Annotated in this window: 13 protein-coding genes, 2 tRNA genes and 1 pseudogene; 10 read left to right on the forward strand and 6 right to left on the reverse strand. The window is 64.7% G+C overall.

Annotated elements, in window-relative coordinates; genetic code table 11:
- On the reverse strand, positions 1-158 hold a 158-nt coding region (locus tag GQ57_RS41025; RefSeq protein ID WP_034200525.1), incomplete at its 3' end, for a transposase.
- Positions 159-595: 437 nt separating this feature from the next.
- Here GQ57_RS41025 and GQ57_RS42770 point away from each other — a divergent pair.
- A complete protein-coding gene (locus GQ57_RS42770; RefSeq protein ID WP_152603471.1) occupies positions 596-2,257 on the forward strand; it encodes a hypothetical protein in 1,662 nt (553 codons plus the stop codon).
- Positions 2,258-2,809: 552 nt separating this feature from the next.
- Here GQ57_RS42770 and GQ57_RS37255 read toward each other — a convergent pair.
- Positions 2,810-2,886 (reverse strand) — tRNA-Arg (locus GQ57_RS37255).
- 187 nt (positions 2,887-3,073) lie between these two features.
- The gene (locus GQ57_RS37260; RefSeq protein WP_031403644.1) at positions 3,074-3,904 is read right to left on the reverse strand and encodes an undecaprenyl-diphosphate phosphatase; all 831 of its coding nucleotides are present in this window, start codon (positions 3,902-3,904) and stop codon (positions 3,074-3,076) included.
- 477 nt (positions 3,905-4,381) lie between these two features.
- On the opposite strand from GQ57_RS37260, the gene GQ57_RS37265 reads away from it, so the two are divergent.
- From GQ57_RS37265 to GQ57_RS37285, 5 genes are all read left to right on the forward strand, one after another.
- Complete coding sequence (locus tag GQ57_RS37265; protein ID WP_034200528.1) at positions 4,382-5,293, forward strand: aldose epimerase family protein; 912 nt, start codon at positions 4,382-4,384, stop codon at positions 5,291-5,293.
- A 155-nt stretch (positions 5,294-5,448) separates the two neighbouring features.
- A complete protein-coding gene (locus GQ57_RS37270) occupies positions 5,449-6,168 on the forward strand; it encodes a peptidoglycan DD-metalloendopeptidase family protein (protein WP_031403642.1) in 720 nt (239 codons plus the stop codon).
- 368 nt (positions 6,169-6,536) lie between these two features.
- Positions 6,537-8,156: an acyl-CoA synthetase gene (locus tag GQ57_RS37275; protein WP_034200529.1), complete on the forward strand. Its 1,620-nt coding sequence runs from the start codon at positions 6,537-6,539 to the stop codon at positions 8,154-8,156.
- 73 nt (positions 8,157-8,229) lie between these two features.
- Positions 8,230-8,553, forward strand: coding sequence for a DUF2288 domain-containing protein (locus tag GQ57_RS37280; RefSeq protein WP_031403640.1), 324 nt, complete (start codon positions 8,230-8,232; stop codon positions 8,551-8,553).
- 10 nt (positions 8,554-8,563) lie between these two features.
- Positions 8,564-9,943 carry an MATE family efflux transporter gene (locus GQ57_RS37285; RefSeq protein WP_034200530.1) on the forward strand — a complete coding sequence of 460 codons (1,380 nt, stop codon included), beginning with the start codon at positions 8,564-8,566 and terminating at the stop codon, positions 9,941-9,943.
- A 19-nt stretch (positions 9,944-9,962) separates the two neighbouring features.
- Here the strand turns inward: GQ57_RS37285 and GQ57_RS43500 are convergent, their stop codons facing one another.
- Positions 9,963-10,139: a hypothetical protein gene (locus GQ57_RS43500; RefSeq protein WP_162836118.1), complete on the reverse strand. Its 177-nt coding sequence runs from the start codon at positions 10,137-10,139 to the stop codon at positions 9,963-9,965.
- Positions 10,140-10,275: 136 nt separating this feature from the next.
- Between GQ57_RS43500 and GQ57_RS43505 the strand changes: the two genes are divergently transcribed.
- Positions 10,276-10,446: a hypothetical protein gene (locus tag GQ57_RS43505; RefSeq protein ID WP_162836117.1), complete on the forward strand. Its 171-nt coding sequence runs from the start codon at positions 10,276-10,278 to the stop codon at positions 10,444-10,446.
- Positions 10,447-10,645: 199 nt separating this feature from the next.
- On the opposite strand, the gene GQ57_RS37295 is transcribed toward GQ57_RS43505, so the two are convergent.
- Both GQ57_RS37295 and sixA read right to left on the reverse strand, forming a co-directional pair.
- Complete coding sequence (locus GQ57_RS37295; RefSeq protein ID WP_031403638.1) at positions 10,646-11,452, reverse strand: GNAT family N-acetyltransferase; 807 nt, start codon at positions 11,450-11,452, stop codon at positions 10,646-10,648.
- Positions 11,453-11,622: 170 nt separating this feature from the next.
- The gene (gene sixA, locus GQ57_RS37300) at positions 11,623-12,084 is read right to left on the reverse strand and encodes a phosphohistidine phosphatase SixA (RefSeq protein WP_031403637.1); all 462 of its coding nucleotides are present in this window, start codon (positions 12,082-12,084) and stop codon (positions 11,623-11,625) included.
- Between the two features lie 161 nt (positions 12,085-12,245).
- On the opposite strand from sixA, the gene GQ57_RS37305 reads away from it, so the two are divergent.
- The 3 genes and pseudogenes from GQ57_RS37305 to GQ57_RS41030 all read left to right on the forward strand — a co-directional run.
- Positions 12,246-12,322: transfer RNA gene (locus tag GQ57_RS37305), tRNA-Pro, on the forward strand.
- Between the two features lie 108 nt (positions 12,323-12,430).
- Complete coding sequence (locus GQ57_RS44525; RefSeq protein WP_442856772.1) at positions 12,431-12,631, forward strand: transcriptional regulator domain-containing protein; 201 nt, start codon at positions 12,431-12,433, stop codon at positions 12,629-12,631.
- Between the two features lie 43 nt (positions 12,632-12,674).
- Positions 12,675-13,233: pseudogene (locus tag GQ57_RS41030) on the forward strand (transposase); the annotation flags it as partial.

Consider the following 13,233-nt stretch of genomic DNA (forward strand, 5'->3'; position numbering starts at 1 on the left):
GCTTCGGCCACATCCATACCGCCGAACTTGTTTCGCCACCGGTAGAACGTCTGCTCCGTGATGTCGTGCCGCCTGCACAGATCTTTCACCGGCTCTTCGCGGCTCTCGGCTTCCCGCAGAATGCGGATGATCTGTTCGTCGGTGTGTCGCTTCTTCATCGAGTTCTCCTTGCCTTTAGGATAAGGGAACTCACTTGCCATTTGGCTACACGATCCGTCGCAGGTCACCGGTGGCATCGCCACGCTTTACTTGAGTGGCATAGATCACCTTCAAAAACACGATAGTCTCGTTGAAGATGTAATCAAGGGGATGCAAGCTGTATCAGTCCGACTTCGAGAGACGGGCGATAGCCGGCTGCGGGATAAGAATTCACCGCAAGGCGAGACCTGTTGGCAGGCAAACCCTCAAAATTGCTCAGAGCACCATCTCACGCGTGACGAGCACACGTACCGTACTTGTTGCAACGATGTTCACACCGCATTTGCGATGCATATAATCGTCGTCATAATGCACGGAGCCCTGCAGGTAAATTCCACTATACCCATTCGCTACTATTTCAATCCAAACTATGTCGACTTGGAAACTGCCGATTCGCTTGGCCGAAGTGGATCTCCTTCCGTCAATGCGCCTGCACAAACAGACCGACCAGATCCGGCAGCCTTCCGGCACACTAGAGTTTGACGACATCGCGGTGGACATATTGCTGAGCATCAGCGGTCGGCGCTTGGCGCCATCGGCAGCTCGTGCAGTCACGCCGTCAATGTGGGAAACGCTAACAGGACAACTCACATCGACCAGCGACGAGCCGCAGGATGCATTTACATCGACCTATGGCGAGCTGCTCGGGTTAATGCTGCGGATTGTGCAGCTCGGTGGGCAACTCGACATTGTTCGCATCATAGAATCGAACGAAGGTCCATCGCCTGACTACTTGCTCATCAGTCAAGCGATGGCGCATCGATCCTACCACCTGCTCGAATGCAAAGGCTCGACCGTGGACCATTACTCGGTCAAACGCAATAACGGCGCGTCCCTTTACGTCTGCGCGGGATTGGCTGATCAGCGCAATGCAGCTCGGGAACAACTCGACAGCCAGCTTGCCCATGGTCGTCTGGGGGAAACCATCAGTGTGTCTCGGGGCGGAGTATTGACTCTTCCAGCACACTCGGCCGCAATCTCGTGCGTCAGCGTTCCCGACGGCCGAATCGCGAAAGCGTGGCCGCTGGCACTCACGCCGATTCCTGATCGAGCATGCCAAGGAGATTCTTGCGGCCCCTGTATCGCCCATCGTAACAAGATACCCGTCGCTCCTATGTTGCCCTCGCCAGTACCGTCCATGGCCAACCTCATCGCGGTGATGGCGACAAAACACTTGATCTGGTTCGTTGGGGACCCATTCGACAACGAGTTATTTCATCGCATCACGACACTCTCGCCAGCATCTTCAGGAGAACCCCGCCTACTCTCCGCTTCGACCTTTTTCACTTTCTTTGATCTATACCGCGATTTCGAACGAGCACATTGGAGCCAATGCGTTCCGGCAATGTACGTTGCGTTCTGGAATATGCATCAACGGGTCGACCTGCACCATTTTTTCCTCGACGAAAACGACGACGAAAGCCTGGTTTGGTGGGTAAGTGCAGCGAAACTGGTGAGAGCGGCCGCGCGCCTACTTGCTGAACGCTGGGGGTACTACGTGGATGAGCTGCATCTGGCGTACGCAAACCTCGGCGAACAAGTGAACGAAATTCACGCGACGCTGCTTGCATCAGAGAATCACCATGTCGCAAGCGAGACAACGTTGCTACCGTGGCCCGCGGTTACTGAACAGCCTGACCTCTTTAGGCAAATTGAACTCGGTACCCAACCTCTACGGGCGATTTTGCAACTTCGCGACCTGGCTCGCGACGGTATCTCGTTCAATTCAAGGGCATTGATCGGGCACATCCAGATGAATGCGGACGGCTCGCGCGAACTGTATGCCGTTGAAACCGGACCCGATTCGCGGAACTACCATAACGGTCTTTCCGATCGATTGGCCCGTTGGCTCGGCGAGGATTTAGCCCGCATCACTGCTGAAGACATTGGCATGTCAAGCATCCGGTTGTCATCCGAAAATATCGCTGCTGACGCAGTGAATGTTGGGGAAACATTCGCTTTCGAGATCGACAACGGCACGATGATCAACGGATGGCGTTCCCTTGACGGACGCTGGCGCGCAACCCTGCGTGACCGAGAAATAATGCCTCGCGCTTAATGTTCGAGGGCGCGGTCTTCCGCGCCCTTCATCAGCATCTATCGAAGTTGCCCACGCACCCCGCCAACGGTCGCAGGCCCGCTGGCTCACGCTCACCCATCGTCGATTTCCCGCCAGTCCGGATCATCACCGCAGCGGCGTACTCAGCCAGATGATCGGGCGCTAGGTGGGTATGACGCAACACCATTTCGTATTTCGACCAGCCCCCCAGCTTCATGAGCGTGCCAGGGGTTTGCCGGCCCGCACGTGCCAGTTGACCAACGTACAGCGGACGTCGTGGAACCGGACATTCTCTATGCCAGCGCGCTCGCAGCTGCGCTGCCACTGCTCATTGTTCCAGCTCTCGATCGGGCGCCCGTTCCGGACGAACACGCGGGTCCGGTGCTTGCCGCCCCACCTGCGGGATGGCCGCAACGGCATGGTCGTTCAGTTGTACTCCGATCGGCTTCCATACCTTCGCCTGATCGGGGTGGATCCAGATGCGCCGATTCGCCAGGGGATGCGCTGCGCACGCGCTTTACATAACCCCGGGACAGCGACAGGTGCTCGGACTGGCCCGCCCTACACGATTCGAACGTGTGACCTACGGCTTAGAAGGCCGTTGCTCTATCCAACTGAGCTAAGGGCGGTCGAGGAGAAAAGACACGGCTAGTGACGCGGACCGCATTCGGCAGGCGCTTCGAGCAACGGCAGCAGCGACTGCCCCGCTACCAACCCGAAACCCCCGAAACGAAACAAAACGGGCCCGGCATGAAACCGAGCCCGAAATTATACCCGATCATCGCGCCACTTCACGCGACACCGGCAATTGCGGCATCAAACCGGCTGCGGATGCAGCATGAACCAGCCGAGACAGAACACGCCGGCGATCACGCAATACAGGCCGAACGACGCGAGCCGGCCGCGCCCTTCGAAATAGCGCATCAGGAACCGCACGCTCAGGTACGCGGCGATCGCCGTCAGCACGCCGCCGAGCAGCGCATCGGCGAGCTGGTCGCGCGCATGGAACAGCTTCGGCAGCTCGAGCACGCCGGCCGCGAAAATGATCGGCGTGCCGAGCAGGAACGAGAACTCCGCGGCCTTCTCCGCCGTCAGCCCGGCGGCATTGCCGGCGATCATCGTCAGCCCGCTGCGCGAGAAACCCGGAATCAGCGCACCGATCTGCGCGAGGCCCACGAAGAACGCCTGCTTGAACGTCATCTTCTCGGGCGCCTGATGCGCGCGATTGCGCTGGATGCGATCGCCGAGCCAAAGCAGCACGCCGTTCACGATCAGCGCGATCGCGACGATCCGCAGGTCGTGGAACACGCGTTCGATGCGCTTCTCGAGAAGCAGTCCGACGATGCCGGTCGGGATCGTCCCGATGATGAGCGCCCACATCAGGTGCCCGTCGTCGTTCTTGCGGCCGCCGAGTTGCGCGAAGAAACCGCCGATCAGCGCGATCCAGCGCGCACGGAAGTACCACAGCAGCGCCAGCGCGGTGCCGAGGTGCAGCGCGACGAGGAACGGCAGCAGTTGCGGCGCATGCTTGTCGATATGCATGCCGAACAACGCCGGCACGAGCAGCGTATGGCCGAGGCTGCTGACGGGAAAGAGTTCGGTGACGCCCTGCAGGACGCTCAGGAATACCAGAAACCAGAGACTCACGCGTCGGTCCTTATAGTGAAGATTGAGCGGGAAGAAAAGCGGACGACGCGGCGCGCGTCCGGAAAAACGCGCCCCGATTATGCCGAGCCCGGATTACTGCGCCAAGGCATTTGGCGGGATATGGCGGCAATGCACACAAACGCATGTATTTTGTAAGCGCACAGAAAGCAAAAAGCCCGCCATCTGCATGGCGGGCTTTCGACTGCGGCAGGAATTGCCGTCAGCGGCCGAGCTGATAGAAAAACAATACCGTGCTGCCGGTAAACATGCCAAACAGTGCGAGTCCCATTGCCATTGCCAGATCCATGGCCCCCTCCACGAAGTGTCATGACCCGGCAACCTCACCGGTTGACAGGCATTATCCCGATAGCTGACAGTCTGAAAAACTCGCGATTTCCCGAGAAGGGTTTTCCCCGAGCCGCCATGGCCCGATAATGGAACGCGCCGTTCCCGTCCACCCGCCCAATCCGATTCGCCATGCCGATCTTCCAGCAGCACGACATACACGAACTTCACGCCGGCCCGTCGCTCGTCCGGGTCGCCCCGCAATGCGGCGGCCGCCTGCTGTCCTGGCACGTCGGCGGCGAACCGGTGATCTTCTGGCCGGAAACGGCCGACTGGAGCAACCTCGCGCGCGTGCGCGGCGGCAACCCGCTGCTGTTCCCGTTCCTCGGCCGCCACCGCGTCGACGGCGAACTCGGCCGCTGGCGCGACGCCGCCGGTGTGGTGCGCGACCTGCCGATGCACGGCTTCGCGCGCGACCTGCCGTTCGACGCGCACGCGTCGGCCGACGGCACGGCGCTGTCGATGACGCTCGACGCGAACGACGCGCTGCGCGCGAGCTACCCGTTCGACTTCCGGTTCGAAACAACCTACCGGCTGGCCGATCCGCACACGCTCGAGGTCGCGCTCACGACAACCAATCGCGGCGACGCGCCGCTGCCCTATTACGCCGGCCACCATTTCTATTTCGCACTGCCGCATGGCGAACGCGCCGAAACCACGCTCGAACTGCCGCCCACGCACCGCCGCTCGCAGCACCCCGACGGTTCGATCAGCCCGCCCGAGCCTGGCGAAGCCCGCTATCGCCTCGACAACCCGGACATCCTCGACCGCTTCCACTGCCTCGACGGCGAACCGTCCACGCCGGTGCGCATCGTGATGCCGGGCCGCCGCCGCACGATCGAAATCGCGCTCGACGTGCCGGGCTCGATCCCGTGGTACGCCGTCACGACCTGGACCGAAAAGCCGGAGTCGGACTTCTATTGCGTGGAACCGTGGCTCGGCCTGCCGGATGCGATCCACAACGGCCTCGGGCTGCGCATGCTGGCGCCGGGCGCGACCGAAACGGCCGCGCTGCGGATTCGCGTCCTCCCGCTCGCCGGCTGATACGGCGGTCGATCCTTCATCCATACGCAGCGCGCCGAACCGGCGCGCGACGGCCCCGGCGCCGGCCTGAACTGCGGCGCCCGGGTCGAACCCGTTAGAATCGGACGTTTTGTGTTGCCTGCCGCGTTACGAGCGGCAGGGTTTTGCGAGGTTCAATGTTCGGAACAACAACGAAGCGACTCTTCGCAGCCGCCTGCGCCGCCCTGCTCGTCGCGTGCGGCTCCGCGCCTGTCGGCCCCGGGTTCTATCGCGTCGAGCGCGGCGACACGCTCTACAAGATCGCGCGCGACAACCGCACGTCGGTATCGAACATCGTGCGCTGGAACCAGATGACGAACCCCGATGCGATCGAAGTCGGCCAGGTGCTGCGCGTCGCGCCGCCGGCCGGCACGGCCACCGCATCGACATCGCCGGCGCCGTCGACTCCGTCGACCACCGGCACCGGCAGCGCCGGCCGCGCCCGCCCCGCGCCTTCCGCGCCGGTCGAATCGGCCGTCAAGCCGGCCTCGAGCATCGCGCTGGTCTGGCCGGCGGCCGGCAACGTGGTCCGCACGTTCGACGGTTCGAAATCGAAGGGCATCGATATCGCGAACGCGCCGGGCACGTCGGTGGTCGCGGCTGCGCCGGGTGTCGTGGTCTATGCGGGCAACGGCCTGCGCGGCTACGGGAACCTGATCATCCTCAAGCACAACGCCGATTACCTGACCGCCTACGCGCACAATCGCGCGCTGCTGGTGAAGGAAGGCCAGTCGGTTACACAAGGGCAGTCGATCGCCGAGATGGGCAACAGCGACAGCGATCGCGTCGCGCTGCATTTCGAGCTGCGCTACGGCGGCAGGTCGATCGATCCGTCACGCTACCTGCCGGCGCGCTGAGCGCCCGACAGACGACACGCGATGCCGGCGCGCATCGCGTGCCGTCGCGGCGAACTTCGGAGAAAGTCGGGTCAGCGCTTGCGCAGACGTCCGGTGAAACGGCCGGACAGCGGATCGACGCGACGCGCAAACGCTACCAGCACACCAATCCCTACCAGGCTGAACCCCGCAGCTATCAGAAGCAAATCCATGGTCACACACTGATTTTTTCGTGATCTTATGCGTCATTGCGGAATCGTGCACTGAGCCGTGGCGGTTGAACGAGTCCGAACATTCCAAATCATCAGACGCCATTGTGGATTCGTCTGCGTGAAAACCTGATGTAATCCCTTCACGCGACGCCACGCCCGATACAGAGGAGACACGCGATGCTGCCCGCCGCCGACCGCTACGACGACCTGTATTCCCGCTTCGCATGGGCCGTTCCGGCGCGCTACAACATCGGCGTGGACGTCTGCGACAAATGGGCCGACGGCAGCGCCCGTCTCGCGCTGATCCACGAGACGGCGCAAGGCGACGTTTCCCTCTTCACGTTCGACGATCTGAAGAACGCCTCTAATCGGCTCGCGAACAGCTTCGTGCGGGCCGGCCTGTGCCGCGGCGACCGGGTCGGCATCTTTCTCGCGCAGGGTCCCGAAACGGCCGTCGCGCACCTCGCCGCGTACAAGCTCGGCGCGATCGCGGTGCCGCTCTTCACGCTGTTCGGCGTCGATGCGCTGGAATACCGGCTCGCGAACAGCGAGGCGGCCGCACTCGTCACCGACGCAGCCGGTTACGCGAAAATCGCGCCGCTGCGCGCGCAATTGCCGGCACTGCATACCGTCTACTGCATCGGCGACGATGCCCCCGACGCACCGGGCGTGCTGCGCTACGACGCGGCGCTCGCCGCCGAGTCGCCCGACTTCGTGCCGGCCGATACGGCCGCCGACGATCCGGCGGTGATCATCTATACGTCCGGCACGACGGGCAAACCGAAAGGCGCGCTGCACGCTCATCGCGTGCTGCTCGGCCACCTGCCGGGCGTCGAGATGTCGCAGCAGTGCTTTCCGCGCGACGCACGCCTGTTCTGGACGCCCGCCGACTGGGCATGGATCGGCGGGCTGCTCGACGTGCTGCTGCCGTCATGGCATCACGGCGTGCCCGTGCTCGCCCGCCGCTTCGAAAAATTCGACGGCGAAGCGGCGTTCGCGCTGATGGCGCGGCACCGCGTCACCCACGCCTTCCTGCCGCCCACCGCGCTGAAATTGATGCGCACCGTCCCGGCGCCGCGCGAACGCCATGCGCTGTCGCTGAAATCGGTCGCGAGCGGCGGGGAGTCGCTCGGCGCCGAACTGACGGCCTGGGGGCGCGACGCGCTCGGCGTGACGATCAACGAGTTCTACGGGCAAACCGAGTGCAACATGGTGCTGTCGTCGTGCGCGGCACTGTTCGATGCGCAGCCGGGCGCAATCGGCAAGGCGGTGCCCGGCCACGCCGTCGCGATCGTCGACGCGCACGGTTCGCCGCTGCCGCCCGGCGTCGAAGGACGCATCGCGGTGCGCCGCCCCGACCCGGTGATGTTCCTCGAATACTGGCGCAACGCCGACGCGACGCGCGACAAGTTCGCAGGCGACTACCTGCTCACCGGCGATACGGGCACGATCGACGCCGACGGCTTCGTGCGTTTCGTCGGCCGAGACGACGACGTGATCACGAGCGCCGGCTACCGGATCGGGCCGGGCCCGATCGAGGACTGCCTGCTCACGCATCCGGCGGTGCGCATGGCGGCCGTCGTCGGCGTGCCCGATGCGACGCGCACCGAAATCGTCAAGGCGTTCGTCGTGCTGAACCCCGGCCACGTCGGCGACGACGCGCTCGTCCATGCACTGCAGGCGCACGTGCGCACGCGGCTCGCCGCGCACGAGTATCCGCGCGCGATCGCGTTCGTCGACAGCCTGCCGATGACCGCGACCGGCAAGATCGTGCGCCGCGCGCTGCGCGACGCGTAAGCCGGCCGCCACTCGCGCCGCCCGCCCGGCCGGATGGTTTATAGTGGCGCCACGCCGTCATTCCAAGAAACCGATGTCTTCCGATCAACATTCCGCCGCGGGCGCGTCGCACAGCCCGCTCTACGCCAAGCTCCTCGGCGAAACCGCCAAGATCGACTGGTGCGATCTCGAACGCTTCTTCGCTCAGGGCAAGCTGCTGTCCGTTGCACGCGATCTCGATCTCGTCAGCGTCGCGGAGGCCGTGGCCGACGACGATGCCGAGCAGGTCACGCGCTGGCTGTCGGCCGGCCTGGTCGCACGCATGCCGGCCGAAACGGCGGCCGACTACGCGGCGCGCAACCCGGAGCTGTGGGCGGTCGTCGTATCGCCGTGGGTGTGCGTGCAGGAACGCGCCTGACGCGTCCGCCATGTCCGAATCCGCGTTACCGGACGGGGCCGGCGCCGGCTCGGCCACCGTCACGCACCGGCGCGTGCTCGCGCTCGCCTTCCCGATCGTCCTCGCGAACCTGACCCAGCCGATCCTCGGCGCCGTCGACACGGCTGTCGCCGGCCACCTCGACGGCGCGCAGTATCTCGGCGGCGTCGCGCTCGGCGGGCTGTTCTTCAGTTTCGTGTTCTGGGGCTTCGGCTTCCTGCGGATGGGAACAACCGGCCTCGTCGCGCAGGCGCACGGCGCGGGCGATGCCGCCGGCATCCGCCTGAACCTGCTGCGCGCGCTGATCGTCGCGTTCGCGCTCGGCGCCGCGGTGCTGGCGCTGCAGGCGCCGCTACTGTCGTTCGCGCTGTCCGCGCTCGGCGGCAGCGATGCCGTCCGCGCGACGGCGCATGCCTACAGCCACGCGCGAATCTGGAGCGCGCCGTTCGCGCTCGCCAACTACGTCGTGCTCGGCTACCTGCTCGGCGTGCAGCGCGTCCGGCTCGCACTCGCCGCTCAGGTGTTCATCAATGCGGTGAACATCGGCGCCGTGCTGCTCTACGTGTATGGCTTCGGCTGGGGCATCGCGGGCATCGGCGCCGCGACCGCCACCGCGGACGCCAGCGGCTTCGCGCTCGGCGCGTGGATGCTGTGGCGGCTGCGCACGCGCGGCCTCGCTCCGGTCGCGGTGCGCGCGCTCGCCGATCGCGTCGCGCTCAAGCGGCTGATCGTGCTCAATCGCGACATCTTTCTGCGCACGCTGTGCCTGCTCGGCGCGTACGGCTGGTTCGCGCACCTCGGCGCGCAACAGGGCGATGCCACGCTCGCGGCGAACGCACTGCTGCTGAATTTCCAGACTTTCATGGCATACGGCCTCGACGGCTTCGCGCATGCGGCCGAGGCGCTCGTCGGCGCGGCGGCCGGCGCGCGCGACCGCAACGCGTTCCGGCAGGCCGTGCGCGTCACGCTGCTCTGGTCCGCACTCGGCGCGCTGCTGTTCGCGCTCGTCTACTGGGCGGCTGGAGGCTGGATCGTCGCACGCCTGACCGATCAGGCCGAGATTCGCGAGGTCGCGCTGCGCTACCTGCCGTGGGCCGCGCTTTCACCGATCGTGTCGGTGTGGGGCTTCCTGCTCGACGGTGTGTTCATCGGCGCCACGCAGACGCAATCGCTGATGCGCGCGATGGTCGTGTCGTTCGCGATCTTCGTCGCGGCCACGCTCGCCGCCGTCGGCACATTCGGCAATCACGGCCTCTGGTTCGCACTCCTGCTGTTCATGGCCGCGCGCGGCGCGACGCTGGCGCGCCATCTGCCGACGCTGGTGCGGCGCATCGGCGCCGACGCGCACGCCGCACCCGCGGCGCGCGCCTGACGGCCGGCCGGGCCGATCGTCACTGCGTCGGTTGCGGCGGCGGCGCGTCGAGCATCGACGGCGGCGTCATGTCGGTCGGCACGCCGTGATAGTCGGCGGGATCTTCCGGCGGGTGGCCGCGGCGCGCCTGGTGCGGATCGCCGGCGCAGCCGGCGAGAAAGGATGCGGCCAGCACGGCCAGCATGAAGCGGATCATCGGGCAAGGCTCCGGAAAGCGGCGCACCCATCGCGCGCCGGGACGGCGACGAGTCTAGCGGAAATCCCGTTCAGGAGTCGCGCCGCGCATGTCCTACCATATACACATGGCGCTGTACCGTGGAAAGGAGGCTGCCATGTCGTCTGAAGAAATTGCGGGCCTGATCGGCCTGTTCGTCGGTCTGATGGTGCTCGTCGCCCTGTCGTTCTTCGAGTCGCGCGAATACAAGCGCAACCATGGCGGCGAAGGGATGATCCATCACTGGATGGCTGAACACCACCTGCTCGACTGGCGGCGCAAGCACTGAGCGAGCCGCTGCCGTCCGGCCCTCCCGGGCCGTTCCCGAACGTGCCGTCGCACGGCACGGTGGTAAGCGCGTTGCGCCGAAACTAACAGGGTCCGATTCGTACACGACGTCCGGAAACGCGAACGCCGTCGCGTGGCTGTCACCGCGCGACGGCGTTCGCTTGCATGCACCCGGACGGGTGCGACGCGGTTCGGATTGCTCAGCCCAGGAAGTGGCGGGCGTAGCGGGCGTTGATGTCGGACAGGCGGAACAGCGTCGGGAAATCCGCGCAGTTGAAGTCGGGATCCCAGGCCGGCGCACCGCAGATCTTCGCGCCGAGGCGCAGGTAGCCCTTGATCAGCGGCGGCGGCGCCACGACGGTGCCCGTCTGCAGCTCGTCGACCGGCAGGGCCGTGTGCGGGAACGCGCGGTACTCAGGCGCCGTGAGCGAGCCTGCGGACAGCGACTGGTACAGGTTCGCCGCATAGTGACCGCCGTCGGCCATCGACACGCTCGCGCAGCCGAGCATCGTCTCGTAGCCGTTCTGCATCATGTACGCGCCCAGACCGCCCCACAGTGCCATGATGACGGCGCCGCTGCGGTAGTCGCTGTGCACGCACGAGCGGCCGACCTCGACCATCTTGCCGCGCAGGTGCGTGAGGCGCGACAGGTCGAATTCGCCTTCGGCGTACAGGCGGCCCAATCGCGCGGCCTGGTGCGGCGGCAGCACGCGGTACGTGCCGACGACCTTCAACGTGTCGAGATCGCGCACCAGCAGGTGGTCGCAGTAGGCATCGAACGAATCGACGTCAAGACCGGACGGGCCGCTGACCTGCGCGCCCATCTCTTCGGCGAACACGCTGTAACGCAGGCGCTGGGCCTCGCGCAATTCATCTTCCGTACGCGCCCATGCGGCGCGCAGACGGTACTCCGATGTAACGGTTTCAGCAGCGCGCGGCAGGTGGCGCCGCGACGTGTCGAGGGGCAGCGAGGCAAATGGGAGCGTAGGCGTCGGCAGTTCTCGCATTAGGCTTTCCTGGTCGTAAGGAATAAGACGACATGCTCGCCAATGTAGTAACCGGCCGTGACCGTTATGTGGCACGACCGTGTCCTTTCAATGACGTGTCGCCGAATTGACTTTAGCAGAAAGCTTGCGAAACCGTATGATCAATCCCTTCAAAGCCCTTCAGGCCTGCGTCACACCAGTTCGGGCGTCAATACCGCCCGGAGCACGGCCTGCCGGCTGCCGTCGCGCGTGCGGCTTGCCAGCCACACGATGCCGCCCTTCCTGACGCTCCAGCTGTCGTCGGTGCCGGCGATCAACTGCGCGGCCACGCTGCCGAGCGTCGGCTGGTGCCCGACGATCACGACCGTCGGCGCGATGCCTTCCGGCCAGCCGGCCGCCGCCAGCACGTCGTCGACGCTGCCGCCGGGCGCCAGCGCGTCGATGGTCCGGTACTGGTCGGTCAGCGCTTCGGCGGTCTGCACGGTGCGCGCCGCCGGACTCGCGAGGATCGCGGTGTTCGTCTCGAGCCGGCCGCGCAGCCATTTGGCCATCGCCTGCGCGTCCTTGCGGCCCCGGGCGGTCAGCTGGCGCGCGAGATCGCTCGTCGCGTAGTCTTCGGCTTCGGCGTGACGCCACAGGATCAGGTTCATCATGATGTTCTCCTTGCTTCGGCGAGCGGCCCCGCACCCCTTGCGCAGGCCGGCCGATGATCGTGCGCATTGTCGCAAATCGCGGCCGGTTCGACGTCGCGGCATTTACCCCCAATATTGCGATTGACCGAATCGATCATTCAACGATACAATCTTTGGCTCGTCGGAGCGTAGCGCAGCCTGGTAGCGCATCTGATTTGGGATCAGAGGGTCGTAGGTTCGAATCCTATCGCTCCGACCAAAGGAATCAAGGGGTTAGCTGATGCTAACCCCTTTTTCTTTGGCGCACCGCAGAGCTATTGCTACTATTTTGCTACCACCTGAAGCGACTCCCATAAGGAACCGTGAGATGGTAGCCCCTCCCGACTCGGCCGCCCGGCCACCCGAATTCGTCCGCCGCGCTGACTGGAAAGGCGATAGCAATTATCCGCCCGACGACATGACCGACGCGTCGGCATGGGCTTGGGAATTCCTGCGACGTAACCACGCCTACCAACTTGACTTCGACCGGTGGCGTCGAGACTTCACGGGTAATACCCCCGGCCAGTAAGCGGGATCGGAAGTAGAATTTCCAGCAAAGGGAGTTCTACGCAATGAAGAAGTCGAAGTTCACGGATAGCCAGATCATGGATGCGCTCAAGCGGGCGGAGTCCGGGCTGGCGGTGCCGGAGATTTGTCGGGAGCTGGGTATCAGCACGGCGACCTTTTACAACTGGCGCGGCAAGTACGGCGGCATGGACGTGTCGCTGATGGCTCGCATGAAGGAACTGGAGGCGGAGAACGCACGACTGCGCAAGATGTACGTCGAAGAGAAGATCAAGGCGGAGATCGTCGCAGAGGCGCTGGCAAAAAAAGACTGAGGCCATCTTCTCGCCGCGAGATGGCCAGGGACGCAGTAGCACGCCGGGGGGTGTCGATCCGGCTTGCATGCGAGGCATTTGGCGTAAGCCAGACGTGCTACCGCTATGAGCGAAAGCGCAATGCAGAGAACGAACAGATCGCCGACTGGTTGCTGAGACTGACCGACAACCACCGTAACTGGGGATTCGGGCTGTGTTTCCTGTACCTGCGCAACGTGAAGGGCTTCGGGTGGAATCATAAGAGGATCTACCGCATCTATCGCGAGCTCGAGCTGAATCTCCGCATCAAACC

This window comes from Burkholderia sp. MSh2 (genome assembly GCF_000731655.1).
Lineage (GTDB): Bacteria > Pseudomonadota > Gammaproteobacteria > Burkholderiales > Burkholderiaceae > Burkholderia > Burkholderia paludis.